Source organism: Ferrovibrio sp., from assembly GCF_017994015.1.
Classification (GTDB): domain Bacteria; phylum Pseudomonadota; class Alphaproteobacteria; order Ferrovibrionales; family Ferrovibrionaceae; genus Ferrovibrio.
The window spans coordinates 188,467-213,336 of record NZ_JAGOLP010000002.1 but is presented as its reverse complement, the minus strand read 5'-3'; the positions used below and the strand labels follow the sequence as shown (position 1 = coordinate 213,336).

Genomic DNA, 24,870 nt, shown 5'->3' with positions numbered 1-24,870 from the left:
ATTTTTATAGCGAAAAAAATGCCGCCATGGCTGCGGCCAGCTTTGCCGCCACCGCCGGATCGACATCCGGGGCGGTGACCAGCCCCAATTGGCGCTGCAAATCCAGGCCCTGTACCGGCAAAACCAGCAAGCCCGGATGCTGCACTGCAAGCAGCTGGGGTGCCAGGGTGAGGCCCAGTCCGCCTGCAACCAAAGCGAGAGCCGCCTCATCGCGCCGCACCTGAGCCACCACGCGCACCGCCAGCTTGGCGGCTGCCAGCCTGCGCCCGGCCATGGCGGCCAGTTCACACTGCCGGCGCAGCACAAAATCCTGACCATGCAGATCGGCCAGCGCCAGCCGGCGGCGCCCGGCAAATACATGCTCCCGCCCCACCAGCGCCACATAAGGCTCCGGCGGCAATGGCAAAAGCCGGGCGCCCGGCGGCACGGCGGCAATCTCGGCCGGGCCGACCACATTCAGCGCCGCCTCCAGCCGGCCCTGGCTCAGCAGCCGGGCAAGGCGTTCGGGGCTTTCCTCGCGGCATAACAGCGCCAGCCCGGGCAGGTCGCGGCGCAATCGGGCCAGGAAGGGCGGCAGCCTGGCCGCATGCAGGCTGGGCAGCAGGCCAAGCCGCAGCACGGGCTTGGCCGCAGCATCGGGCTGCACAGCCAGGCTGGCCGCCGCCACGGCGCGCAGCACTGCTTCGGCATGCGGCAGCAGGTCGCGCCCGGCCGTGCTCAGCGCCAGGCCGCCCTGGCGGCGCAGGAACAGTGTCTGGCCAAGCTGGTCTTCCAACGCCTTGAGCATCGCCGATACCGCCGGCTGGCTGCGCCCGAGCCGCGCAGCGGCGCGGGTGACCGAGCCTTCCTCGGCGAGAATGAGAAAGACCTTTAGCTGCCGGCTATCCATAGATAATCCTGATCTTAGAGACCAGGATTATCCATCTTTCTTATGCCACCGCCAATGCCGACCGCGCCCTATTTCAACCGCGCATCGCCATCAACACTGAGCGAAATGGTCTGGCTGCCGGGTTCGGCCACCGGGGCGGCCATCGCCACTTTGGCCGACATCGCCATCTGCATCATGCGCGGCTGCGGCATCGGGCCACTGCCGACCCGCACCTGCTGCCAGCCATCAAAACTCTGGCCGAGCGCCGTGGCGGCCAGCTCGGCGCGGATTTTCAGCCGCGCCAGGGCTTCCTTGGTGAGTTCGTCTTCCAGGCTGCGGCGCAATTCACGCGACACTTCAAAGCCCAGGCCCTGCATCAGCAGGCCATCCTGTTGCAGGCTGCCGGCGGCTTCCAGCAGTTTGCTGCTGTCCTTGGAACTGACGGTAAGCTGCGCATTGGCACGCCAGCGGGCCGGACCTGTGGGTTTGCCATCATTGCCGCGCGGCTGGTCTTCCCAGGTATTGTAGCCGCCGGTGGCAACAGCCAGCCCGGCAGCCTTCAGCTTGGCCACGGCCTTTTCCAGCGCGGCATTGACCTGACCTTGCGCCTTGGCCGGGCTGTCGGCGCTGGCTTCGACGGCAAAACGGGCGCGCAGCAGATCGGGCGTCACCTCACGCTCGGCGGTTTCGCTCAAGGAAAGAATGGTGGCGCGATTTTCATAGCCATGATGGGCGCCATGCATGGCGTGATTTGGCGCCGGCTGGGCCTGGGCCACAAGCGGGCCGGCGGCAAGCAGCAGGGCAAACGGAATGGCGGCAAGGCGCATGATGATTGATCTCCTTCGTTACCCGGCAGGGATATTAGCCAAAGATGGCGGCAATATGGAAAGCCTGTGGCTTTCTCCGCACCCCAGGCTTCAGCCGCCTTGCGTGCCGAAACGCGGAAAACGTTCGCGGATGCGGCGCTGCAACGTATCGCGCACATCACGATAGGCTTGCAGCTTCTGTTCCCGGCTGCCTTCGATCATCGAGGGGTCGAAGGTGTTCCAGAATTCCACGTCGCAGGCCATGGTGCGGGTCATTTCCAACGCCCGGTGATGCGCTTCCGGCGACAGGGTGATGATCAGATCGAAGGAAGAATCCTCCAGATCGTCAAAACTTTTTGGCCGATGCTTGGTGATATCCAGGCCGATCTCGTCCAGCACCTCGGCGGCCAGCGGGTCACGTTCGCCCTTGCGCAGGCCAACGGAATCAACAAACACCTGGCGCGGATACAGGCTTTTCAGGATGGCTTCGGCCATCGGGGAGCGGATGCTGTTCATGGTGCAACAGAACAGCACGCTGCCAGGCAGGGCACCCACCGCCTCAGCCCCGGATATGCAATACGCAGATCAGGGTGAAGAGCCGGCGGGCGGTATCAAAATCGGTTTCGATCTTGCCCTTGAGCCGCTCCATCAGCAGGGTTGAACCTTCGTTATGCACACCGCGCCGCGCCATATCGATGGTTTCGATCTTGGATGGCGTGGCGGTGCGGATCGCGGCGAAATAACTTTCGCAGATCTCAAAATAATCCTTCACGATGCGGCGGAACGGCGACAGGGCCAGGATGATCTTGCCCAGCGGCTGGGTGTCGCCATCGCGGATATCAAACACCAGACGGTTTTCCTCAATGCCGAGGAATAGCGCAAACGGGCCCTGCTGTTCATGCGCGCCGATCGGCGAGAACAGATTCTGTTCCAGCAGATCAAAGATCGCCACCTTGCGCTCATGCTCCACATCGGGGCTGCGGCGCACCAGACTGCGCTCGTCGAGCTGCACATCGACAAGGCGGTGATTGGCGGGCAAGGGCTTCTGGGTCATCGCTCACCGAAGGGGCTGCGCAGCCTGCCGGTGCGGCAGCCTGCCAATTACGGCAATCTGATCGTCACGGAAAGGCCATGCGCATGCAAGCCCTCGGCCGCCGCCAGTTTGGCCGCGGCCGGGCCGATGCGGGCCAGCGAGGCTGCGTCGCATTCGACCAAGGTGGTACGCTTCATGAAATCAAGCAGATTGAGGCCCGAGGCGAAGCGCGCCGCGCCGGCAGTGGGCAGCACATGGTTCGGCCCGGCAACATAATCGCCGATGGCTTCCGGGGTGTGGCGGCCCAGGAAGATGGCGCCGGCATGGCGCACGGCACGTGCCAGGTCATGCGGCGCCGCCACGGCCAGTTCCAGATGCTCGGGCGCGATGCGATCAATCAGCGCCGGGGCTTCGGCCAGGCTTGGCACGGTGATGATGGCGCCGAAATTGGCCCAGGAAGCGGCGGCGATATTGCCGCGCGGCATATGGGCCAGCTGATCGGCCACCGCCTGGCGCACCCGGGCGGCAAAATCGGCATCGTCGGTGATCAGCACCGATTGCGCCACTTCGTCATGCTCGGCCTGGCTCAGCAGATCGGCGGCGATCCAGGCCGGATCGTTGGCATTATCGGCCACCACCAGGATTTCCGACGGGCCGGCCGGATTGTCGATGCCGACCTGGCCAAAGACCTGGCGCTTGGCCGCCGCCACATAGGCATTGCCCGGGCCGGTGATCTTGTCCACCGGCGCAATGCTTTCGGTGCCATAGGCCAAAGCCGCCACGGCCTGGGCACCGCCCAGGCGATAGGCTTCCGTGATGCCGCACAGTTTGAGCGCCGCCATCACCAGCGGATTAAGTTCGCCGCCCGGGGTGGGGACGCAGACCACGATGCGGCGCACGCCGGCCACCACGGCGGGCAAAGCGTTCATCAGCACCGAGGAGGGATAGGCCGCCTTGCCGCCCGGCACATAGAGGCCGACGGCATCCAGCGCGGTCCAGCGATGGCCGAGCTTGACGCCCTGATCGTCGGTGAAAAAATCATCCGCCGGCATCTGGCGAGCATGGAAGGCACGAATGCGCGCCGCAGCGGTTTCCAGCGCCGCCAGGGTATCCGGCGCCACCTGCGCGGCGGCGGCATCAATCTCGGCGGCCGAGATGCGCAAGCCAAGCCGGGCAGAATCCACCTTGTCGAACTTGGCGTTCAGTTCATGCAAAGCCACGTCGCCGCGTTTGCGCACATCGGCGATGATGCCGGCGGCAATGGCGCCGACATCGGCTTCGGCATCGCGCTTGGCCATCACCAGGGCATTGAAGCGCGCGGCAAAATCCGCATCGCTGTAATTCAGTTCAACCGGCATCGACCACCTCGCGGATACGCTCGATCCAGCCGCCCACTTCGATGGGCCGGGTTTTCAGCGCCGCCCGGTTCACCACCAGGCGCGAGGTGACCTGGGCAATCACTTCAACCTCGACCAGACCATTGGCCTGCAAGGTGGCGCCGGTGGAAACCAGGTCCACGATGCGCCGGCACAGGCCAAGCGTGGGCGCCAATTCCATGGCGCCGTTCAGCTTGATACATTCCGCCTGCACGCCGCGCTTGGCGAAATAATCATGTGTCACATGCGGGTATTTCGTCGCCACGCGCACATGGCTCCAGCGCCGCGGATCGTCGGCCTGGCTCAATTCCGCCGGCTCGGCCACACTGAGCCGGCAATGCCCAATGCCCAGATCAAGCGGCGCGTAGATTTCGGGATAGTCGAATTCCATCAGCACATCATTGCCGGCCACGCCAAGCTGGGCGGCGCCGAAGGCAACAAAGGTGGCGACATCGAAGCTGCGCACCCGGATCAGTTCCAGCCCCGGATGGTTGGTGGCAAAACGCAGCTTGCGCGAATTATCGTCGTGAAATTCGGCCTCCGGGATGATGCCGGCGCGCTTCAGCAGCGGCAGCACTTCCTTGAGGATGCGGCCCTTGGGCAGGGCCATGACGAGGATGGCATCGTTTGGCGGGGTCATGACTCTGCTGCGTCGTCGGTACGGTGTTTCGGAACCCGGCGCACCGGGTAGGGCAAGCCGATATCCTGCAATTCGGCGGCAATGCATTCCACATCCAGGCGGATCGCGCCACCCCCGGCGAAAATCAGCGTCAGGCTGGCGGCCGGGTCATCGGCGGCGGCTGCCGGCTGGGCCGGCTCGGCCAGCACCGACAGCAATTCCAGCATCTGGGCGCTGTTGCGCTGATCCAGATTCAGCCGCTGCACCCGCAGCACGCCATCAAAATGCAAGCCGGCCTGGCTGCGGAAATGCGGCTTGGCGCCCAGTTTGCGCAGGCCGCGCAGGGTTTCCTGGGCTTCATCCTCCCAGCGGAACCGCCGCAGCAGCAGGGTAAAGCGGCGCTGGCGCGGCTGCCAGGCGATATCGGCCAGGCTCAGCGTGGCATCCTGCAAACAGGCCGATAATACCGTGATATCCTCGGCATCCTCGGCGCGCAGGCGCAGCGGCGCAAGTTTGGCCTTCATCCCTTGAGCCGCTCGATATCGGCGCCGCAGGCGGCCAGTTTGTCTTCCAGCCGCTCATAGCCGCGATCCAGGTGGTAAACGCGGTTGACCACGGTTTCGCCCTGTGCCGCCAGGCCAGCCAGCACCAGCGACACCGAGGCGCGCAGATCGGTGGCCATCACCGGCGCACCGGTCAGCTGGCCAACGCCGCGTACCAGCGCCGACGAGCCATGCACCACAATATTGGCGCCCATGCGGGTCAGTTCCGGCACATGCATGAAGCGGTTTTCAAAGATCGTCTCGGTGATCATCGCGGCGCCATCGGCCACCGCCATGATCGACATCACCTGGGCCTGCATGTCGGTGGGGAAACCGGGATAAGGCTGGGTGAGGAAATCCACGCCGCGCAGCCGGCTGCCATTACGCTTCACCAGCATGCCGCGCGCCGTCGGCGTGATCTGGCAGCCGGCTTCCACCAGCTTGTCATTCACCGCCTCGGTCAGCGAGGGCTTGGCGCCGACCAGTTCCACTTCGCCGCCGGTGATCGCCACCGCAGCGGCATAGGTGCCGGTTTCGATGCGATCCGGCAGAATGGCATGGCGGGCGCCGTGCAGCGAGGTCTGGCCCTGCACCACCAGGCGTTCCGTGTCGATGCCGTCAATCTCGGCGCCCATCGCCACCAGGCAGCGTGCCAGGTCGCCGATTTCCGGCTCGCGGGCGGCATTTTCCAGCACCGTGATACCCTCGGCCAGGCAGGCCGCCATCAGGATATTCTCGGTGGCGCCCACCGATACCATCGGGAAACGCACCACGGCGCCCTTCAGCCCCTTGGGCGCGCGGGCCTTGATATAACCATTGGCAATATCGATTTCGGCACCCATCTCGCGCAAAGCGGCGATATGCAGGTCCACCGGCCGGGTGCCGATGGCGCAGCCGCCGGGCAGGCTCACTTCGGCCTCGCCGCAGCGCGCCAGCAGCGGCCCCAGCACCAGCACCGAGGCGCGCATCTTGCGCACCAGATCATAGGGCGCCAGCGTTGAGGCGATATGGCCGGCGGTGAGATGGATGGTGCGGCCCTCGGCGGTACCGCGGTCTGCATAGCCCGGGCCGCCATCCATCGCCACATCCACACCATGCTGTTGCAGCAGATGCGCCATGGTGGCGATATCGGCCAGATGCGGCACATTGGACAGTGACAGGGTTTCCGTGGTGAGCAGGCTGGCTGCCATCAGCGGCAAAGCCGCATTCTTGGCGCCGCCAATGGCGATGGTGCCGAAAAGCGGCTTGCCGCCGCGCAACCGAATACGATCCATGGAAAAACTACCCGGGAGGCCGCCCGGAAACGATGCCCGGCACGACACAGAGAATGGAGGATTTAAGGCGGTTTTACCGCATCCCCCCCGGCTTTGCCATGCTTCCCGGCATCAGACTCCGACTGGGGGGCCGGCAGGCCCGGGTATCGCCGGGGATTCCGGCAGATTTGCGGCAAAGCTGCGCGTAATGGCGCAGAAACGCTGAAAATTCTTCGGGTTCGCCCGGTAGTATTTGGTGCGGCCGATATAATCGAGCAGGCTTTCCAGCCCCACCTGGCCGGCTGGCGCCGGCGGTACCGGCTGGCCGTCCAGCGTCACCGGCTCGCCGCGCAGCCAGGCCTTGACGGTGGTGGGGGCGCCGAACTGATTGCAATACAGCGCCAGCGCCACCTGGCCTGCCGGCGACAGCGCATGCCCGGCCTCGGCCGCCGCCGCTGTCGCGCCATCCACCATGGCGCAGACCTCGGCCAGCTGGGCCTGGTCCATGGCATTGATCTGCGGCCGCGACTGGGCATGGCCGAGCGCCTGGTTGATGGCCCGGATCGTGGCGCCGCCATCCTGGAACGGATCACGCGGATTGGGCTTGCCGATCAGGGCCGCGAATACAGCAGCTTGCCGCGCCGCACTGAAACCGGTGACATCGCCACGCTGGCCCAGAATTTTGCGGAAAACCGGCTTGCAGGCAGCATTGGTGTTGAGATCGCCCTGGGTGGCGCCAAACGACGCGCCACTCTGGCCCTTGGCGGCAAAACTGAGCCGATAGGGCAGCTCGGCATCGCCGCCGATTTCATGCTCCAGCAGCAGATGGGTGATGCTGTCCTGCAACGCGGCATCCATGGCGCCCCCGATCCCGCCCTATGGGGGCGGTTTAGGGCCATGATACACCATATACGTCTATTTACAGATGGATTTTCGCCATTCAGAGCTTGGGCAAAGTCACGCCGCGCTGGCCCATATATTTGCCGGCGCGATCGGCATAGCTGGTTTCGCAGGGCTGATCGCCTTTGAGGAACAGGAACTGGCAGGCGCCTTCATTGGCGTAGATTTTGGCCGGCAGCGGTGTGGTGTTGGAGAATTCCAGCGTCACATGGCCTTCCCATTCCGGCTCCAGCGGCGTGACATTGACGATGATGCCGCAGCGCGCATAGGTGCTCTTGCCGAGGCAGATCACCAGCACATCGCGCGGGATGCGGAAATATTCCACCGTGCGCGCCAGGGCGAAGGAATTCGGCGGGATGACACAAACATCGGTGTCGCGATCCACAAAGGAAGCCGGCGAGAATTGTTTGGGATCGACCACGGCGCTGTCGACATTGGTGAAAATCTTGAATTCGCGCGCCACGCGGGCATCGTAGCCATAGGAGGACAGGCCGTAGGAGATGGTGCCTTCGCGCTTCTGCGCCTCCACAAACGGCTCGATCATGTTGTGCCGGCGCGCCATGTCGCGGATCCAGATATCGCTCATCACCGTCATCAGCGGGTTTCCTCCCTGGCATCCTGGGCCACATCCTGCGCCGGCTGCTGGGCTTCGCGGCTGCGGCCCTGCTGCTTGCGGCGCGCCAAATTGGCGCGTAATTGCGCTGCCAGCCGGTCGCGCCGTTCTTCCTGTCTGGCCTGTGTCTGCTCGGTCAGATGCGTCATGCGCCGGTTATACTCATTTCAGCAGGGCGTCGATATAGGTTTGCAATTCGGCATCCACCGCTGCCGGGCCGGCCGGGGCGGCAGCCAGGGCGGCATTGCGATAGGCCGGATCGTTGGTCACTTCGGCGCCGAGCCAGGGCGGCAGGTCAAGCGGGCGGTCGGCGCGGTCCAGTTCAATCTCGGCCAACCACAGGCCGGCATGGTCGCCGTGGAACTGGTCGATCTCCCAGAACAGCCCGGCATGGCCCTGTTCGGCGCGCAGCCGGTAGCGGGTTTTTTCAATCTTGTGCCGGCTCGGGCAGCCGGCCAGCAGGCGGCGCGCCAGGGCGGGTGGAATCTCAGTTTCATATTCCTGGCGCGCGATGCCGGGGGCGTCGCTTTTCACTGTCACCCAGGCTTGTTCCTGCCCGGCCTGGGCTGCCAGCCGGATGCGCAGATGGAACGCGCCGATGGCGCCGAAATAGCCTTGCAGCAATTGCCGGCCGCCCAGGCCGGCAACAATGCCGGGATCGGCCACCAGGAATTTCCGTTCGATTTCAAGCTTTGCCGCCACGCCACAAACCCCATCACACCGATACTGATACGCTTTTGTCCTTTGGCATCCCCTGGATAACGCCTTGTTTCGCCGGGTCAAGCGGCGGCGGTGCCTTTTCGCCGCCGGGGTGCTTGCATCCCGCAAAAGCCTGTGGCACTTTCCGCGCCGTTTTCAGCCGGCACGCTGCCGTAGCTCAGTGGTAGAGCACGTCATTGGTAATGACGAGGTCGACAGTTCAATCCTGTCCGGCAGCACCAGCGGCCCCTTCCCGGGGCGGCCTCTCATAAGAGACGTTTCGCGCATGGCCTGGGAACCACCCTCCACCTTTGAAGAAAAACTCAAATACAGCCTGATCCCGGGCAGCCTCTATATCCGCTATCGGGTGTGGAAGGAGCTGCGGCGTGGCGAACGCGAACTGGCCCTGGTGCCGTTCCTGGTCGATCCGGTCCGCGCCGCGCTGGATGTTGGCGCCAACAAGGGCGTGTGGACCTGGATGCTGGCGCAGCATTGCCGCCAGGTTTTTGCCCTGGAACCAAATCCCAAGCCGTTTCGTGTGCTGCAACGCTGCAAGCCGCAGAATGCCGAAGCCTGGCAGGTCGCGGCCTCCAACGCCACCGGCACCGCCGAATTGCGTATCCCGCTGGGCCGCAAGGGTTATTCCAACCAGGGCGGCTCGCTCAATGCCGCCAAGGTGGGCGCCAGTTATGGCAGTGTCAGCGTGCCTGCCAAGCGGCTGGATGATTGTGGCCTGCCGCCGGTCGGTTTCATCAAGATCGATGTGGAAGGTTTTGAGGCCGAAGTGCTGGCCGGTGCGGCCGACCTGATCCGGCGCGACCGCCCGGTGCTGGTGATCGAGATGGAAGAGGCGCATACGCGCAAGCCGATTGAGACCATGGTGGCCGAGGTGGAAGCGCTGGGTTATGCCGCCTATGCGTTGCGCAAGGGCCAATTGACCCATTTTGCCCGGCTGGACCCCGAAACCAACCATCGCGCGCCGCCGAGCCGGGCGGATTATGTATTCAATTTCATATTCTTGCCGCTCTGAATGGCAACCCGTCAAATTTTTGCATACAATTAACCATGCTTTAGTCACATTGTGTCAAATTCCCCCTGGACGCCGGCCAAAACAGGTCTAGGATGTCCACACGTCCCGCATACCGGGAGGGATCATGCCGCAGAAATATCCATTCGCGAACTTCCAGATTGACGGCAAAGTTGTCACCTTGATCATGGTGGCCGAAGCCGGCATTGCCACGTCCGAGATGGCGCAGCGCTCGATGAGCGCCTTCCAGCAGAAACTCGGCCGGGCTGATCTGGTGCTGGTGGCCCAGGGGGTTAATCTGTCGCCGGTCTATATCGGCGCCAAACCCTTTGTCGAAAAGCTGAAGAACATGCCGCTGGGCAAGGTGGCCTGGCAGCATTTTGAGGCCTGACGGCCCGCCGGCTCATGGCGCTGGCAGCAATGCCAGCACACCGAGAATGATATCGATCTGGTTGCCATCGGTCGCCAGCGGTACTTCTAATGCCTCGAAGCCCAGATAACCCTGGCCGGAAAATTCCATATTGCCAAACGAGCGCAACGGCCGGCGCTCGGCCACGATCCAGCGGAAACTGGCCGAGAAATCCGCCAGCAGCCAGGCCGGATAGACATCCTCAAAAAACCGCCCGGTGACATCACGCCCGGTGCGCTGGGTGATTGCGGTGCCGATCAGGCGATAGCGGAAACGCAGCGCATCGGGCAGGCGCAGCACATCCACCATGTAGAGATCCTGCAACAGATCGCGCATCTCCAGCGGCTCAAAATCGGCCCGGCCCGGCAAGGCGCCACGCACCGCCGCCTTGGCCTGCCACCAATGATGCAAAGCTGCCAGCCGTGCATCGCTGTAATGCAGGCCGGGGTCAAGCCGCACCGTCACGGCCGCCTCAGCGCCGCGACTGCATGCCGGTGCAGTTGATCAATTCGGCACCGGCAAGATTGACCTTGGCGAAAGTGCTGCTGCTGAAATCCACCCCCTCCACCATGGCGCCGCGCAGATCGGCGCCGCTCAGGTCGCTGCCGTCAAAGCGTGGGAACAGCACCTTGCCGGTGCGCTGATTCTGCGCGTTATAGATCGGCACGCCGATCAGCCTGGTGGCGCGAAACAGCGCCCCACCCAGATTGGCGCCGGAGAAATTGGTGCCGCCGCAATCCGCCTGGTCAAAATTGGCCTTGCGCAGATCGGCGCCGATAAAGCTGGTGAACAAAAGCTGGCTGCGGGTGAAAAACGCACCGGCCAGGTTGGTGTCGTGAAACACGGCGGCGCGCAGGTCGCAACTGGAAAAATCCAGCCCCTGCAATTTCATCTGGCTGAACACGGCGCGTTCGCCCTCGGCGCCATTGGACACGATCCAGCGGCCATGCGCCTTGAGCCGGGCTTCCACTTCAGGCGGCAATTGCGCCGAGGCGCCGCGATGGATGGCGCCTTGCAGATTGGCGCCGGTGGTATCGGCCTGACTGAGATCAACACTGCGCAGATTGGCGCCACGCAGATCGGCATTGGTGAAGCGCGCGCCATCCAGCTTGGCGCCAACCAGGGTGGCTTCCTTCAGTTTGGCGCCGGCAAAATCGGCATTGGTCAGGTCGGCCCCGGTCAGGTTGACCGCAAACAGGCTGGCCGAGGCAAAGCTGGCGCCCACCGCCTTGGTATTGCTCAGATTGGCCTGATCCAGATAGGCGCTTTTGAGATTGGCCTCTTCCAGATTGGCGCCGCTCATATTCACCGGCACGTTTTCAGCGGTTTGTTTGCCGGCCGGATCGGCGCGCAGGATCTGGCCCGGGCGCAGATCGGCCTGGCGGAACGAGGTCTGGCGCAGCACCGACATGAGGAAATTGGCGCCACGCAGATCGGCCTTGTCAAACATGGTGCGGGTCAGGTCGGCGCGGGTGAAATCGGCGCTGAACAGGTCGGCGCGCACAAACTGGGCCGAATTGAGCGAACTGTCGGTGAACAGGCAGCCGGACAGGATGGCATCATCGAGGATGGCGCCGCCGAGATCGAGGCCGGAGAAATCCTCATTGCGTCGTTGCAGCCGTTCGCCGCCCTGGCGCCCGGCAAGGAAGGCTGTGTGGCGGGATAGCGCCCAAACAACGGGTTGCGGCGGCAGCCGGGCGGTCATGGCGTCTCGCATGTTACTCTTGCGTGAATAATAGGCAAAGCGCCGCTCGGGCGCCACAGCTTTACCAACGCAGCCAACAAGAAGTCTTTCACAATCGGTGGCGCATGTTTTACTCTGCTGCCAATATTGTTACGGGTATTCGTGGGGCAATCGGCATGGCCGGCAAGGCAGAGCAGCAGCAGGCGTCCAATCGGCGCCGCTTCGAGAGGCGCGACACCACCATCGCCGCCCGCCTGGAACATGCCGGCACGCTATATCCCGGCAGCATCGACAACCTGTCGCTGACCGGCTTCCTGTTCAACCCGCCGCCCGACCTGCCGGCCGGCAGCAAGATCAAGCTGTGGCTGGAGGGCCGCGCCAAGCCGTTGGCTGCCAGTGTGGTGGGCGCCAGCCCGCGCGGCCTGCATGGCAAGCTGCATGTGGCGGCGCCCAAACTGGCGCAGCTTTCGGTGGAAGTGGATGATGTGGCTTTGCTGCTGATCGGCGCCACCCGCCCGCCAGAGGCCAAGCCGGCCGCCGCCAAAAAGTCCGCGCCGAAGAAAACGACTAAAAAAGCCGCCGCCAGAAAAGCTGCTGGCTGAACCGCCTCAGCCGCGAATCTTGGCGATGAAGGCGGCCACCTGGCGCGCCAGGGCGCCGGACTGGCTTTGCAGGCCGGCCGCGCCGCTGGACACTTCCTGCGCCACTTCGCCGCTGCGCTCGATGGTCTGGGCGATATCCTGGATATTGGCGGCAACACTTTCGGTGCCGGCTGCGGCGGACTGGATGTTGTTGGAAATATCGGCGGTGGCGCTGGCCTGCTCCTGCACCGACTCGGCGATATTGCCAACCCGCTCGTCGAGCATCGCCGATTGCTGCTGGATCACCTCGATGGAACGCACGGTGAGCGCCGAAGCGGCCTGGATGGCGCTGATCTGCTGCGCAATATCCTTGGCCGCTTCCGCCGTCTTCTGCGCCAGGCTGCGCACTTCCTGCGCCACCACGGCAAAACCCTTGCCGGCCTCGCCGGCGCGGGCCGCTTCCACGGAAGCATTCAGCGCCAGCAGGTTGGTCTGGAACGCCACGGAGCGGATGAATTCCACCACTTCGTCGATCTTGCGGTTGGCGCTTTCAAGCTGATGCACCGCATCGGTGGCGCGCGAGGCTTCGCTGGCCACACTCTGGCTGGATGCGCGTGATTCACGCACCTGGCGTGTCACCTCGGCCACACTGGCGCTGAGCTGCTCGGCGGCGGCGGCAATCGCCTGGGTGTTGTTGGTGGCCTGCTGCGCCGCCTGGGTGACAATGACCGAGGCTTCGGCGGCGGTGCGGGTATCGCCGGCCAGCTGCACGGCATTGTCCGACAGTGTGTCGCTGGTCAACTTGACCGCTTCGACCACGCCCATCACTTCGGCCTGGAACTGGTCGGCCAGCCGGTTGCGCTCCGCCTTGGCCCGCGCCGCGCTGGCTTCACGCTCGGCGGCCACTTCGGCTTCCAGCCGGGTGGCCTGTTCGGCCTTTTGCCGCATGGCGCCGCGCGCCGCATTGATCTCCATCGCGCCATGGCGGAAATCACCGGCCATGCCGCGCAGCAGGAAGGGGCGGAAAAACTTGCCCTGCGCCGCAAAATGCAGCGAGGCCGAGGATTCACGCACATAGGCATCAACCAGATCCAGTGCACGGTTGAGCGCGATCAGCGTCGGGCCGACATCGCCGTAACGATCGGTATGGATCACGCGCGCTGAAAGGTCGCCCTGCGCGGCGCGTTTGCAGACGTCGTTGATCTCGTTGCATGCGGCTTCCATCTGCCGCTGGCGCTTGGAAAAAAACATCACCACCCCCACAGGATCATACTAGTCGCCGCGCTCAATTTTCCGGCGTGATGCTGAAAACAAATTCATCATACGAGACGCCGGCCTTGGCGAGATGCTGCATCAGCATGGCATAGCCGGCATCCACCGCCGCCTTGCGATCAGCATGGCGCGCTTCCTCTTGCAGCAGGGCGCGATAGATCGGCTCGATCTGCGCCAGGGCGCTGCGATGCGGCGCGCGGCGATTGGAATGATAGCCGGTGATCTGCCGGCCCGGCCCGAAGCTGGGCGTGACATGGGCAAACACCCAGTAATATTCGCCGGTCTTGGCCAGGTTCTTCACATAGGCGAAGATTTCCTCGCCGGCCTTGATCCGCTCCCATAGCAGCCGGAACACCGCGCGCGGCATATCAGGATGGCGCAGGATCGAATGCGGCTTGCCGATCAGTTCTTCCACTGTGAAGGCGCCGATCTTGCAGAACACATCATTGGCATAGGTGATCTTGCCGGCCGGATCGGTCTTGCTGACAATGATCTCGTCCTCGCCAAAATGGCGTTCGCGATCAACTGGTGTAGGCCTTTGCATCCTGCTCTCCTGCAACAAGGCATCCCGCGATAAGTAAGCAGCAGCTTATTTATTATGCGGCGATGGCGGCTTGATCAAAATCAAGCCGCGCGGCAGTTTCGCCTCGGCAGCCATGTCAGGTCAAGAATGCAAACTTGCCGGTGCTGGCAAAGCTTGCGGTTAAAAATATATATCAGGCTGCAATCAGCGCTTGACTGGCAGCCGGATCACGCCGGGTGGCCACCAGCAGATCAAGATCAAGCACCGAGATCATACGGTCGGCGCGGGTCAGCAGGGCGGTGATGAAATTATTCTCGGCGGCAATGCCGGTGGCCGGCACCGGTTGCAGATCAACGCCATCGGCCGAGACAATATCCGACACCGCATCGGCCAGCAGGCCATATTGCGCATTGGTGGCTTCCACCACGATCACCACATTGGTGGCGCTGGGATTGTGCGGTGCAGCGCCGAGGCGGGCACGCAGATCATAGATCGGCACCACCAGGCCGCGCAGGTTGATCACACCGCGCACCGAAGCCGGGCAATTCGGCAGCGGCGTTTCCGGCACCCAGCCGCGAATTTCGCGCACACTCAGAATGTCGATGGCATAATCCTGGCCGGCCACGGTGAGGGTGAGAAATTCATGCGCCAGATTCAAGGCGTCGGATTTCTGGATCGGATCAGTCATAAGAAACACTCCCGGATACGGCAGGGCGACGGCCTGAGGTTGTGGCGCCATCCTGCCTTCTGGCGTCGTCATGGCAAAATTAGCTTTTGCTAACAGCGCCGCCAATAAGCGAAAGCTCACAGCCCGATTGTTTCAAGCCAGCGGCAACGTGACGACAAAGCGGGCGCCGCCCAGCTTTTCGGCGGCGGCGGCATGGATATGGCCGCCATGCGCCTCAACAATGGAGCGGCAGATCGGCAGCCCCATGCCCATGCCGCCCGGCTTGGTGCTGTAGAAACTTTCAAACAACTGCTCGCGCTGCGCTGCGGCAATGCCCGGGCCACTATCCTCGATGCCGAGCTGCACTTCGCCGGCCCGCGGCTGGCGCAGGCTGATATTGATGACGCGCAGCGCACCGGCTTGCTGCTGCATCGCCTGGATCGCGTTGAGCGCCAGATTCACCACCACCTGCTGCAACTGGGTGCGGTCGCCCAGCAAAGCCGGCAGATCGGGTGCCAGATCAAGATTGAGCCGCACGCCCTGGGCCTGCAATTCATGGCGCAGGAACAAGGCGGTTTCCTGCACCACCTCGGCCAGCGCCAGCGACGCCTTCTCGGTCTGCTGCCGGGTTGCCATGCCGCGGATGCGGGCAATGATATCGGCGGCGCGGCGCGCATCGGCCACCATGCGGCGGGTCAGTTGCCGCACTTCGTCGATATCCGGCACGTCGCGCGCCAGCCAGCGCAAGCCGGCCTCGCCATTGGTGGCGATGGCCGCCAGCGGCTGGTTCACCTCATGCGCCAGCGAGGCGGTCAATTCACCCAGCATGGAGATACGCGCCGCATGCGCCATATCGGCCTGCAGGCGGTGCAAAGCCGCCTGTGCCTGCTTGCGCGCCGAGATATCGATCACCCCCACCAGCAGGATGCCCTTGGCTAATGAATCCGGCGGGAAGCAGGCGGTGAACAGGGCATCAAATTCGCTGCCATCCAGTCGGCGCAGCCGGGTTTCGGCGGCATAGCTGGCTTTGCGCGATACCGCTGCCAGCACACTTTCGGCATAGACCATTTCGCTCGCTTCGGGCCAGAACAGGCCAACATGATCGAGCAGCGGCGCCTTGGCGCCTTGGCCGAACAACGCCACGGTCTGATCGTTCACATCGATCACCCTGGTGGCCTGCATCATGGCGCGGATCAGGCCCGGCTGGGCAGCGAAATGCTGCCGCAGATCGGTGATGCCGGCCTGGCGCAGATCGCGCAGCATGGTGCCCACCGGGGCAAAATCCAGTTCCCAGAAGGATGCCGCCATGGCCTGAAACAGGTTGCGGTAGCGGTATTCGCTGATCCGCAGGGCTTCTGCCGTATTGTCCGGTTGGGGCATGGCAGGGGCGGCGTCTTGGGTCATGACAGGTCCGGCAGGGTTATGGCCGGGTCAGTTGGCCAGGGCGCGGTCGATACAGGCAATCAGCATATCCGCCTCGAACGGCTTTTTCAGCAGGCAAAGCGCGCCGCTGGCCTGGGCCTTTTCCGCCAGGCCGGGATCGCTGCGCGCCGTGATCAGGATCGCCGGCAGCCGGTAATGCCGCTCTGTCAGCAAATGCTTCAATTCGATGCCGCTGAGGCCGGGCATCTGGATATCGCTGATCAGGCAGTCATAGCCGGCAATGTCGCCAGCCGCCAGGAAGGCTTCGGCGCTGGCAAAGCCGGCGGCGCGATGGCCCAGCGAACGCACAAAACCTTCCAGCGCCTGGCGCAGGGATTCGTCGTCATCAATAATGGCAATCAGTGACATGATCGACACACGCATTCCTTGTCTGGCGCCCAGACCAGAACCTGGACGGGCGCTCCTGACCCTCTATATGGGCCGCGCCGCCAACCAGTGACATTATACGGAGATATGATTGCCCAGCGGCAGCTTGCCGCAGGTCTTCATGCCCTACATCGCCAGGGCCTCGGCCAACCGCACCAGATCGGCCAGGGTGCGGGCACCCATCTTGCGCATCAGGGTGCCACGATGGATTTTCACTGTGATCTCGCTGAGGCCGAGATCGCCGGCCACCTGCTTGTTCATCTTGCCGGCGCAGACCAGCGCCATCACCTGCTTCTCGCGTGTGGTCAGCGTGGCATACAGCGCCTTGAGCCGGTCATTGCCGGCTTCCTGCTGGCGCCGCGCCTGATCGCGCCCGATGGCGGTGCTGACCGCATCCAGCATGTCCTGGTCGCGGAACGGCTTGGTCAGGAAATCCACCGCGCCGGCCTTCATCGCCCGCACCGTCATCGGAATATCGCCATGGCCGGTCATCAGCACCGCCGGCAGGCGGATACCCAGTTCGGCAAATTGCGCCTGGAAATCCAGCCCGCTCAGGCCCGGCAGGCGCACATCCAGGATCAGGCAGCCGGGCACATCCGGCAGCTTGGCGGCGAGGAATTCCGCCACCGAGGCATATTGCCGGGTTTCCCGCCCCACCGATCGGAACAGGCTATCGAGCGCGGCGCGCAATGAAGCGTCGTCGTCAATGATATGCACCAGGCCGGCATCGCTCATGCCATTGAGCCTAGTAGGTGTATTCTGGGTTGACAAGGCGAGCATCTGCATGCCGGGCAGCGTGCCATGGCTGCGACAGGCTGTCGCCTATACCTGTGTATGGTTTTCGTACCAGCCCCGGCTGGCATTGACGATATAGACCACGCTCAGCATCACCGGCACTTCGATCAGCACCCCCACCACGGTGGCGAGCGCCGCGCCGGATTGCAGGCCGAACAGGCTGATAGCAGCCGCCACGGCAAGCTCAAAGAAATTGCTGGCGCCGATCAAAGCAGAGGGGCCGGCGACACAATGCGCCACGCCGAAACGGCGGTTGAGCCAATAAGCCAGGCCGGCGTTAAAATACACCTGAATCAGGATCGGCACCGCCAGCAGCGCAATCACCAGCGGATGCGCCACGATCTGGCCGCCCTGGAAGGCAAACAGCAGCACCAGGGTGGCCAGCAAGGCCAGCAGCGAAACCGGACCAAGCCGCGCCTGCACAAGCTGCAAAGCGGCTTCACCCTGGCGCAATAGGCGGCGGCGCCAGAGTTGCGCCAGCAGCACCGGCACCAGGATGTAGAGGCCCACCGACAAAAGCAGCGTATCCCACGGCACGGTGATGGCGGAAATGCCGAGTAGCAGGCCAACCAGCGGCGCGAAGGCCACCACCATGATGGCATCGTTCAGCGCCACCTGGCTGAGAGTGAAATGTGGCTCGCCGCGCACTAGGTTGCTCCACACAAACACCATCGCAGTGCAGGGCGCCGCTGCCAGCAGGATCAGGCCGGCAATGTAGGACTGGATTTGATCCTGCGGCAGATAGGGCCGCAGCAGCCAGCCGATAAACAGCCAGCCCAGCAGGGCCATGGAAAACGGCTTCACCGCCCAGTTGATGAACAGCGTGACCCCGATGCCACGCCAATGCTGGCCGACCTGGCCCAAAGCGGCAAAATCGATCTTCAGCAGCATCGGCACGATCATCAGCCAGATCAGGGCGGCCACCGGCAAGTTGACCTGGGCGATTTCGGCGGCGGCGATGACCTGGAACAGCCCGGGCAGCCAATGGCCCAGCGCGATGCCAACCACAATGCACAGCGCCACCCAGAGCGTGAGATAGCGCTCAAAATTATTCACGGCCGATCTCGTTCAGGCGGTTTTGCAGGCTCAGTTCGTCCAGGCTGCGCAGCGGCAGGCTGGCGAAGATGCGGATGCGGTTGCTGAGCAGGCGGAAGGTTTCGGCAAAGGCCAGGCGCTGCGCCACTTCATCGCCTTCCACCGCCGCCGGATCGGGCAGGCCCCAATGCGCCGTCATCGGCTGGCCGGGCCAGATCGGGCAGACTTCATTGGCGGCGTTGTCGCAGACGGTGAAGACAAAATCCATTTTCGGCGCATCGGCAGCGGCAAATTCATCCCAGGATTTGGAACGCAGGCCGGCCACCGGCAGGCCGCTTTTGCGGATCAGGTCGATGGCCATCGGATGCGGTTCGCCCTTCGGCATGCTGCCGGCGCTGTAGGCATGGAAACGGCCGGCGCCGAGATCGTTCATGATCGCTTCGGCCAGGATGCTGCGCGCCGAATTGCCGGTGCACAGGAACAATACATTAAACGACTTTTCGGCGGCGCTGGGCTGGCTCATCGGTTTTTTCCTTGGTCATCGGGCGGCAGAGTTCGGGCTGGCCGCCACAGCAATGGTTGTTGAGAAAGCCGATCACGGCATTCATGCGGTCGATATCGATGCTGTAGATCAGCGAGCGGCTGTCGCGGCGTTGCCGGATCAGCCCGGCCTGGCGCAGATGCGCCAGATGGAACGACAACGTGGTGGCCGGCACACCAAGCCCGGCGGCAATCTCGCCGGCGGCAAGCCCGGCTGTGCCATGGCCCACCAGCAGGCGGTAGATCGCCAGCCGGGTTTCCTGCGCCAGGGCGGCGAAGGCGGCCAAGGCCGTATCGTCGTTGATCATTTCCATATTTCGAGGATTATAGAAATGATGGCCCGACGTCACGTTATTGTTTTGTGACACGCCACCTCAGGATGCCGCCGGATCCGCTGGCGGCGGCATGCGCAGCAACAGCATGGCGACAAAGCCGGCCAGGCAGAGGGCGCTGGAAAACAGCAGCACATGGCTGCCGAAGCGTTCCAGCAGGAAGGCAAACACAAACGGCGAGGCAGCCTGGCCGAAGCGCGCCGGGGCCACCAGCCAGCCCTGGCGCCGGCCATAACCCTGCGGCCCGAACAAGGCCAGCGGCAGGGTGCCTTTGGCGATGGTCATCACGCCATTGCCGGCGCCATGCAGCAGGGTGAACAGATAGGCCAGCGGCCCGCCGAACAGCAGCAGCAAGGCCACGCCGAGCGGATGGGTGATAGAAGCCAGCCGCGCCGAAAGCAGCGGATGAAAGCGCTGCAACACGCTGTATTCCAGAAAACGTGCCGCCACCTGGGCCGGGCCGACCAGGGCGGCGGCGGCGATGGCTTCCGCCTTGGACGCGCCGGCGGCTTCCAGGATACCCGGCAGATGCGCCGCCATCGCCGTGGAGGTGATCCAGGTGACGGCGAAGGCAAAGGCCATCAGCACCATGGCGCGGCTGAAGATGCTCTCATCCGCTGCCGGCACATTGGCCGCACTGGCCGGGCTTGGCTGGGCGGCGGGCGCGGCGATATGGGCGCCGAGCCGGCGCGGGATCAGCAGCCGGTTGAGCGGCAGGCCGATCAGCAGATGCGCCCCGGCCCAGACAAAGCAGGTGGCGCGCCAACCCCATTCGGCATCGACAAAGGCCGTGATCGGCCAGCAGATCGTGCTGGCGAAGCCAGCCAGCAGCGTGATCCCGGTGATGGCACGCCGGGCATTGCTGCCATAAATCGCCGCCAGCGTGGCGAAGGCGGCTTCATACAGCCCGATCGCCATGCCGGCGCCGATCAGCAGCCAGGCCAGGAAAAACAGCGTCAGATTACTTGCCGCACCCAGCAAAGCCAGCCCGGCGGCAAAAACCAGGCTGGACAGCACCAGCACATTGCGCCCGCCGAAGCGGTCGATATGGCCGCCGACACTGGGGCCGATAAAGGCGGTGAGCAGCATGGCGAGCGAAAACGCGCCATAAATCCAGGCGGTGGAAACGCCGAATTCCGCCGCCATCGGCGCCGCCAGGATGGCCGGCAGGTAATAGGTCGAACCCCAGCCCAGGGTTTGCGCGGTGCCGAGCGCCAGCACCACCCGGGTCTGTTTTTCGCCACCCGCCGCCAGCACCGCCTCAGCCACAGCTTGAGCCGGTGCCGCTGGTGGCCTTGACCCGGATACGCGGCTTGGCCGTGCCACAACAGCTTGTTTCCGCCGCTGCCTCTAGCGGCAGATTACTGCTGCACACGCCGGTTTCCGGCAGATTGAGCTGCACATCATCAGCGGCGGCGATATCGCCGGCCAGCGCGGCGGCGATGGAGCGCACCTGTTCATAGCCGGTGGCGAGCAGGAAAGTGGGGGCGCGGCCATAACTTTTGATACCGGCGATGTAGAAGCCCGGCTCGGGCTGTGCCAGTTCACGATGACCATGCGGCCGCACCGTGCCGCAGGAATGTAGATTGGGATCGATCAGCGGCGCCAGCATGCGGGTGCTTTCGGTGGCCGGATCAAGATCAAGCCGGATTTCGCGCAGCATCGCCAAATCCGGCCGCTGCCCGGTGGCGATGATGATGCGGTCTGCCACAATCTCGGTCAAGGCACCGCCGCGATCCCGCAGGCTGACCAGCATGGCGCCATCCTGCCGCCGCAACGCCACCACCTCGGTGCCGAGATGCAGATCAAGATTGCCGGCCTGGGTCAGGCGTTCCAGGTCACGGCCCAGCGCACCACGCGCCGCAAGCTGGTCATTGGCGCCACCGCCAAATAACCGTGCCAGGCTGGCGCCGCGCACCGCCCAGATAATCGTGGTTTCAGGCGTGGCTTGCGCCAGGCGGCCCAGATCAAGCAGCACATTGGCAGCGGAATGCCCGGCGCCCACCACCAACACGCTGCGGCCGGCATACTGCGCGCGCTCCGCCCCCAGCAGATCGGGAATGCCATAGGCCAGTTGCCCGGCAGCGGCGGCTTCGCTCTCGCCCGGCACCGGCAGGCCGCTGGCACCCAGCGGATTGGGCTGGCTCCAGGTGCCGCTGCAATCGATCACGGCGCGCGCCAGCACCTGGCGTTCGGCGCCAGCCTGATTGCGCAGCAGCAGCAGGAACGGCGCCGTCTCGCGCCCGGCGGTTTTCATCTTGTCATGCCCCTGCCGGGCGATGCCCACCACCCGCGCATCGGTTTCGATCAGCGGCTTGAGCTGTGGCAGTTCGGCCAGCGGCTGCACATAGTCGGCAATCAGTTCGGCGCCGGTGGGATGGCGCGCTGGCGGCGGCGCCTGCCAGCCGCTTTGCGCCAGCAGGGCGCGGGCCGCGTCATCGATGTTATACGACCAGGGCGAAAACAGCCGCACATGGCCCCAGGCGCGGATATGGCCGGCAACCTGGCCGGCGGCTTCATAGACCCGCACCGGCAGGCCACGCGCCAAGAGCTGCGCCGCCGCCGCCAGCCCCACCGGGCCGGCACCGATCACGGCCACCGGCAGGGCAGACAAAGCAGGCATGGTTTCAATCCGGTTGATCGCATTCATGACAATCTCCTTCGTTGTTCGCCGAAATACGAATTCATGGGCAAATTTTTACAGGTCGCCCAGCAGATGCTGCAAACGCCGCAATTGCGCCAGGTCAACGCAGTAACACGGCCGCTGATCGTCGATTTCGCCGCGCACCAGGCCGGCTTCCTTGAGGATGCTGAGATGCTGCGAGGCGGTGGAGGCCGCCACCGGCAGCAGATCGGCCAGCCGGCCGAAATAGCAGGTGCCGATCCGCAGCAGGTTGCGCAGGATCAGAATCCGCACCGGATGCGCCAGCGCCTTGGCCAGCATGGCCAGTTCGGCATCTTCGGGGCGCAACGGCTCGGCCAGCTCGGCAGGGGCCAGCACCAGCTTGTCTGCGCCGGGCAGGTCGCAGCAGCCATCCGGCAACGCGGCGGCTGCTTTGCGCGATTTGCGTTTGCTGGCTTGGGTCATTCGGCATTCCATTCGTTATTCGACGAATAACTTATAGATGCCCAGGCAAGAGTCAAGCCTTGATAACAGCCTTGCGGATCAGCCCCTCGATGGCCTGAACCGCCACGCCATAACCTTCCGGCCCCAATCCGGCAATCACGGCGGTGGCGACCTTGGAGACCAGCGAATTGTGGTAGATCGCTTCGCGCTTGTGAATATTCGAGATATGCAGCTCGATGATCGGGCCCGGAAACATCTTCAACGCATCCAGCACTGCAATCGAGGTGAAGGTAAGCGCCGCCGGGTTGATGATGATGCCGGCCGCCGGCAGGTCGATGGCCTGATGCACGAGGTTGACAATCTCGCCTTCAAAATTTGACTGCTGGAACACCACCGGGCGCGCCCCGGCGGCGCCGCGGCACATCGCTTCCACCTCGGCCAGCGTGGTGTAACCATAGATTTCCGGCTCGCGCTTGCCGAGGCGGTTGAGATTCGGCCCGTTGATCACATAAAGCGGCGACATCACATTCTCCCAGAATTATCTCAGCCCTGATAGCCGAGCAGGCGCGGCAGCCACAGCACCAGGCCGGGCAGCAAAGTGATCAGCGTCAGGGCGCCAATCATGGCAAACAGAAACGGCATGGTGTCCTTCACGATGTCGCGCAGCGGCACATTGGCGATGCGCGTCATCACAAACAGCAGCAGGCCATAGGGCGGCGTGATCAGGCCAAGCATGATATTGACCACCACCACAATGCCGAAATGCACCAGATCGATGCCCAGCGCCTTGGCCGCCGGGATCAGCACCGGCACCACCACCAGCAGGATCGTGGTGCCTTCCAGCAGGCAGCCGAGCAGCAACAGCAGGATGTTGACCAGGATCAGGAAGGCCAGCGGCGAAAGCTGCCAGGCTTCGAGCCACAGCTTGATGCCATCGGGGATATTCTCCACCGTGACCACATAATTGAACACCAGCGCGCCGGCGATCAGCATGCCGATGGAAGCCGAGGTGCGGGCGCTGTCCAACACCGATTTGTAGAAGGCGCGGAACGACACACTGCGATACAGCAGCACCGAGATGACCAGCGCATAGGCCGCCGCCACCGCCGCCGCCTCGGTGGGTGTGGTGATGCCGCTGTAGATGCCGCCCAACAGCACCACCGGCATCATCAGCGTGGGCAAGGCCTGCCAGGTGATGCGCGGCAGGTCACGCAACGGCGTGGGCGCTTCCACCGGAAAATTCTCACGCCGGGCGCCAATCGCTACGATCAGCATCTGCGCCGCCGCCATCAGCAGGCCGGGGATCACACCGCCCAGGAACAGGTAGCCGATCGAGGCATCGGAAACCAGGGCATAGAGGATCATCGGGATCGAGGGCGGGATGATCGGGCCGATCACCGCCGTGGCCGCAGTCAGCGCCGCGGCATAGGAGGCGCGGTATTTGCCATTGGCGGTCATCATATTCTGCATCATCTTGCCAGTGCCGGCGGCATCGGCGATGGCCGAGCCGGACATGCCGGCAAAGATGATGCTTTGCAGCACATTGACCTGCGCCAGGCCACCGCGAAAACGGCCCACAATGGCATCGCAGAAACGCAGCAGGCGTTCGGTCATCGAGCCGATATTCATCAGCTCCGCCGCCAGCACAAAGAGCGGCACGGCCAGGATGATATAGTTGGAATACATGCCGTTGAGCATCTGCTCGGCCGCCGTGGCCAAATCCAGCCCGGCCAGCAGCAGATACAGCACCGAGCCGGCGATCATGGCATGGCCAATCGGCAGGCCGAGAAAGGCCAAGGCCGTCATGGCGACAATGGCGAGCGAGAAGGGTGAGGTCAGGTTCATACGCCGGATACCGCCTTGCTGACATCACGTTCCGCCGGCGCTGCACCGGCCAGCGCCCGCCAGCCGAGCCAGAGATACCGCACCAGCACCGCCAGCACGAAAATCACATAGATCGAAAACAGCCAGTCGAAACGGATTTTCAGATAGGCGGTTTTTTCCACCTTCATGAAGCCGACATAATCCACCGTGGCCGGCAGCGAGATGCCATAGAGTGCCACCAGAGCCACCGCCGAGAGCAGCAGCATGATCCGGCGGCGGCGCGGCGGCGCAGCAGAGAGAAACAGGTCGAAGCGGATTTCCTCATCCTCGCGCAGCACAAAGGCGGCGCCCCACAAAACCAGCCACAGCCACAGCACGGCGCTGGCCTCGCTGCTCCAGCCGGTGGGCAGGTTGAGCAGATAGCGGAACACAATCTGGATTAGGAACAGGCCAAACATGGCGGCCAGCATCGCCGCCAGCACATTCTCGGCACGGCGATGCAGCCAGGCCCCGATCCGGTTCAGATTTTGCATCGCGGCACCCCCCCGAAATTTCAGCAGCGGGCCGGTTCAAACTGCCCGGCCCACCGCCTTAAA

Annotated in this window: 32 protein-coding genes and 1 tRNA gene; 4 read left to right on the top strand and 29 right to left on the bottom strand. The window is 64.0% G+C overall.

What is annotated here, in order from left to right; all coding sequences use genetic code 11:
- Window positions 1-4 precede the first annotated feature (4 nt).
- The 12 genes from KBB36_RS02765 to KBB36_RS02710 all read right to left on the bottom strand — a co-directional run bounded on the left by KBB36_RS02765 (window position 5) and on the right by KBB36_RS02710 (window position 8,712).
- Window positions 5-889 (bottom strand): LysR family transcriptional regulator, encoded by an 885-nt coding sequence (locus tag KBB36_RS02765; RefSeq protein ID WP_290976522.1) that lies wholly within the window; start codon window positions 887-889, stop codon window positions 5-7.
- A gap of 68 nt (window positions 890-957) precedes the next feature.
- Window positions 958-1,695: an SIMPL domain-containing protein gene (locus tag KBB36_RS02760; protein WP_290976519.1), complete on the bottom strand. Its 738-nt coding sequence runs from the start codon at window positions 1,693-1,695 to the stop codon at window positions 958-960.
- A 90-nt stretch (window positions 1,696-1,785) separates the two neighbouring features.
- On the bottom strand, window positions 1,786-2,229 hold the full coding sequence (locus tag KBB36_RS02755) for a low molecular weight phosphatase family protein (protein ID WP_290976517.1): 444 nt from the start codon (window positions 2,227-2,229) through the stop codon (window positions 1,786-1,788).
- Between the two features lie 4 nt (window positions 2,230-2,233).
- Window positions 2,234-2,713 carry a UPF0262 family protein gene (locus tag KBB36_RS02750; RefSeq protein ID WP_290976599.1) on the bottom strand — a complete coding sequence of 160 codons (480 nt, stop codon included), beginning with the start codon at window positions 2,711-2,713 and terminating at the stop codon, window positions 2,234-2,236.
- A gap of 62 nt (window positions 2,714-2,775) precedes the next feature.
- On the bottom strand, window positions 2,776-4,065 hold the full coding sequence (hisD, locus tag KBB36_RS02745; protein ID WP_290976514.1) for a histidinol dehydrogenase: 1,290 nt from the start codon (window positions 4,063-4,065) through the stop codon (window positions 2,776-2,778).
- Entirely contained in the window at window positions 4,055-4,723 is a 669-nt protein-coding gene (gene hisG / locus KBB36_RS02740) for an ATP phosphoribosyltransferase (RefSeq protein WP_290976511.1), read from the bottom strand. Before hisG ends, hisD begins: the two co-directional genes overlap by 11 nt.
- On the bottom strand, window positions 4,720-5,226 hold the full coding sequence (locus KBB36_RS02735) for a DUF2948 family protein (RefSeq protein ID WP_290976508.1): 507 nt from the start codon (window positions 5,224-5,226) through the stop codon (window positions 4,720-4,722). Before KBB36_RS02735 ends, hisG begins: the two co-directional genes overlap by 4 nt.
- The gene (gene murA, locus KBB36_RS02730; RefSeq protein WP_290976505.1) at window positions 5,223-6,518 is read right to left on the bottom strand and encodes a UDP-N-acetylglucosamine 1-carboxyvinyltransferase; all 1,296 of its coding nucleotides are present in this window, start codon (window positions 6,516-6,518) and stop codon (window positions 5,223-5,225) included. Before murA ends, KBB36_RS02735 begins: the two co-directional genes overlap by 4 nt.
- Before the next feature lie 111 nt (window positions 6,519-6,629).
- Complete coding sequence (locus tag KBB36_RS02725) at window positions 6,630-7,355, bottom strand: hypothetical protein (RefSeq protein WP_290976502.1); 726 nt, start codon at window positions 7,353-7,355, stop codon at window positions 6,630-6,632.
- Between the two features lie 82 nt (window positions 7,356-7,437).
- Window positions 7,438-7,992 carry a dCTP deaminase gene (gene dcd, locus KBB36_RS02720; protein ID WP_290976500.1) on the bottom strand — a complete coding sequence of 185 codons (555 nt, stop codon included), beginning with the start codon at window positions 7,990-7,992 and terminating at the stop codon, window positions 7,438-7,440.
- The gene (locus KBB36_RS02715; RefSeq protein WP_290976498.1) at window positions 7,992-8,159 is read right to left on the bottom strand and encodes a hypothetical protein; all 168 of its coding nucleotides are present in this window, start codon (window positions 8,157-8,159) and stop codon (window positions 7,992-7,994) included. The genes dcd and KBB36_RS02715 overlap by 1 nt, the downstream gene beginning before the upstream one ends.
- 13 nt (window positions 8,160-8,172) lie before the next feature.
- Entirely contained in the window at window positions 8,173-8,712 is a 540-nt protein-coding gene (locus KBB36_RS02710) for a CYTH domain-containing protein (protein ID WP_290976495.1), read from the bottom strand.
- A 164-nt stretch (window positions 8,713-8,876) separates the two neighbouring features.
- On the opposite strand from KBB36_RS02710, the gene KBB36_RS02705 reads away from it, so the two are divergent.
- The 3 genes from KBB36_RS02705 (at window position 8,877) to KBB36_RS02695 (ending at window position 10,127) form a co-directional block, all read left to right on the top strand.
- Window positions 8,877-8,951 (top strand) — tRNA-Thr (locus KBB36_RS02705).
- Between the two features lie 44 nt (window positions 8,952-8,995).
- On the top strand, window positions 8,996-9,739 hold the full coding sequence (locus tag KBB36_RS02700) for an FkbM family methyltransferase (protein WP_290976492.1): 744 nt from the start codon (window positions 8,996-8,998) through the stop codon (window positions 9,737-9,739).
- 124 nt (window positions 9,740-9,863) lie between these two features.
- Window positions 9,864-10,127, top strand: a complete 264-nt coding sequence (locus KBB36_RS02695; protein ID WP_290976489.1) for a hypothetical protein — start codon at window positions 9,864-9,866, stop codon at window positions 10,125-10,127.
- A gap of 12 nt (window positions 10,128-10,139) precedes the next feature.
- On the opposite strand, the gene KBB36_RS02690 is transcribed toward KBB36_RS02695, so the two are convergent.
- Both KBB36_RS02690 and KBB36_RS02685 read right to left on the bottom strand, forming a co-directional pair.
- Complete coding sequence (locus KBB36_RS02690; protein WP_290976486.1) at window positions 10,140-10,610, bottom strand: PAS domain-containing protein; 471 nt, start codon at window positions 10,608-10,610, stop codon at window positions 10,140-10,142.
- A 7-nt stretch (window positions 10,611-10,617) separates the two neighbouring features.
- The gene (locus KBB36_RS02685; RefSeq protein ID WP_290976483.1) at window positions 10,618-11,850 is read right to left on the bottom strand and encodes a pentapeptide repeat-containing protein; all 1,233 of its coding nucleotides are present in this window, start codon (window positions 11,848-11,850) and stop codon (window positions 10,618-10,620) included.
- Window positions 11,851-12,005: 155 nt separating this feature from the next.
- Between KBB36_RS02685 and KBB36_RS02680 the strand changes: the two genes are divergently transcribed.
- Window positions 12,006-12,431: a PilZ domain-containing protein gene (locus KBB36_RS02680; RefSeq protein WP_290976480.1), complete on the top strand. Its 426-nt coding sequence runs from the start codon at window positions 12,006-12,008 to the stop codon at window positions 12,429-12,431.
- A 6-nt stretch (window positions 12,432-12,437) separates the two neighbouring features.
- Here the strand turns inward: KBB36_RS02680 and KBB36_RS02675 are convergent, their stop codons facing one another.
- The 15 genes from KBB36_RS02675 to KBB36_RS02605 form a co-directional block, all read right to left on the bottom strand.
- A complete protein-coding gene (locus KBB36_RS02675; protein ID WP_290976477.1) occupies window positions 12,438-13,661 on the bottom strand; it encodes a methyl-accepting chemotaxis protein in 1,224 nt (407 codons plus the stop codon).
- A 34-nt stretch (window positions 13,662-13,695) separates the two neighbouring features.
- Window positions 13,696-14,226 carry a PAS domain-containing protein gene (locus KBB36_RS02670; protein ID WP_290976475.1) on the bottom strand — a complete coding sequence of 177 codons (531 nt, stop codon included), beginning with the start codon at window positions 14,224-14,226 and terminating at the stop codon, window positions 13,696-13,698.
- Window positions 14,227-14,398: 172 nt separating this feature from the next.
- Window positions 14,399-14,893 (bottom strand): chemotaxis protein CheW, encoded by a 495-nt coding sequence (locus tag KBB36_RS02665; RefSeq protein WP_290976472.1) that lies wholly within the window; start codon window positions 14,891-14,893, stop codon window positions 14,399-14,401.
- 132 nt (window positions 14,894-15,025) lie between these two features.
- A complete protein-coding gene (locus KBB36_RS02660; protein WP_290976469.1) occupies window positions 15,026-16,252 on the bottom strand; it encodes an ATP-binding protein in 1,227 nt (408 codons plus the stop codon).
- A 51-nt stretch (window positions 16,253-16,303) separates the two neighbouring features.
- Window positions 16,304-16,663, bottom strand: a complete 360-nt coding sequence (locus KBB36_RS02655) for a response regulator (protein WP_290976595.1) — start codon at window positions 16,661-16,663, stop codon at window positions 16,304-16,306.
- Window positions 16,664-16,807: 144 nt separating this feature from the next.
- Entirely contained in the window at window positions 16,808-17,416 is a 609-nt protein-coding gene (locus KBB36_RS02650; protein WP_290976466.1) for a response regulator transcription factor, read from the bottom strand.
- A gap of 87 nt (window positions 17,417-17,503) precedes the next feature.
- A complete protein-coding gene (gene arsB / locus KBB36_RS02645; protein ID WP_290976463.1) occupies window positions 17,504-18,532 on the bottom strand; it encodes an ACR3 family arsenite efflux transporter in 1,029 nt (342 codons plus the stop codon).
- Window positions 18,525-19,034, bottom strand: a complete 510-nt coding sequence (locus KBB36_RS02640; RefSeq protein ID WP_290976460.1) for an arsenate reductase ArsC — start codon at window positions 19,032-19,034, stop codon at window positions 18,525-18,527. The genes arsB and KBB36_RS02640 overlap by 8 nt, the downstream gene beginning before the upstream one ends.
- Entirely contained in the window at window positions 19,000-19,359 is a 360-nt protein-coding gene (locus KBB36_RS02635; protein WP_290976457.1) for a metalloregulator ArsR/SmtB family transcription factor, read from the bottom strand. The genes KBB36_RS02640 and KBB36_RS02635 overlap by 35 nt, the downstream gene beginning before the upstream one ends.
- A 66-nt stretch (window positions 19,360-19,425) precedes the next feature.
- Entirely contained in the window at window positions 19,426-20,652 is a 1,227-nt protein-coding gene (locus KBB36_RS02630) for an MFS transporter (RefSeq protein WP_290976454.1), read from the bottom strand.
- Window positions 20,645-22,033 (bottom strand): FAD-dependent oxidoreductase, encoded by a 1,389-nt coding sequence (locus KBB36_RS02625; protein WP_290976451.1) that lies wholly within the window; start codon window positions 22,031-22,033, stop codon window positions 20,645-20,647. The genes KBB36_RS02630 and KBB36_RS02625 overlap by 8 nt, the downstream gene beginning before the upstream one ends.
- A gap of 48 nt (window positions 22,034-22,081) precedes the next feature.
- Entirely contained in the window at window positions 22,082-22,471 is a 390-nt protein-coding gene (locus tag KBB36_RS02620; protein ID WP_290976448.1) for a winged helix-turn-helix domain-containing protein, read from the bottom strand.
- A gap of 52 nt (window positions 22,472-22,523) precedes the next feature.
- Entirely contained in the window at window positions 22,524-22,973 is a 450-nt protein-coding gene (locus KBB36_RS02615; RefSeq protein WP_290976445.1) for a type II 3-dehydroquinate dehydratase, read from the bottom strand.
- A gap of 20 nt (window positions 22,974-22,993) precedes the next feature.
- On the bottom strand, window positions 22,994-24,295 hold the full coding sequence (locus KBB36_RS02610; protein ID WP_290976442.1) for a TRAP transporter large permease: 1,302 nt from the start codon (window positions 24,293-24,295) through the stop codon (window positions 22,994-22,996).
- Window positions 24,292-24,807, bottom strand: coding sequence for a TRAP transporter small permease subunit (locus KBB36_RS02605; RefSeq protein ID WP_290976440.1), 516 nt, complete (start codon window positions 24,805-24,807; stop codon window positions 24,292-24,294). The genes KBB36_RS02610 and KBB36_RS02605 overlap by 4 nt, the downstream gene beginning before the upstream one ends.
- Between the last annotated feature and the right edge of the window lie 63 nt (window positions 24,808-24,870).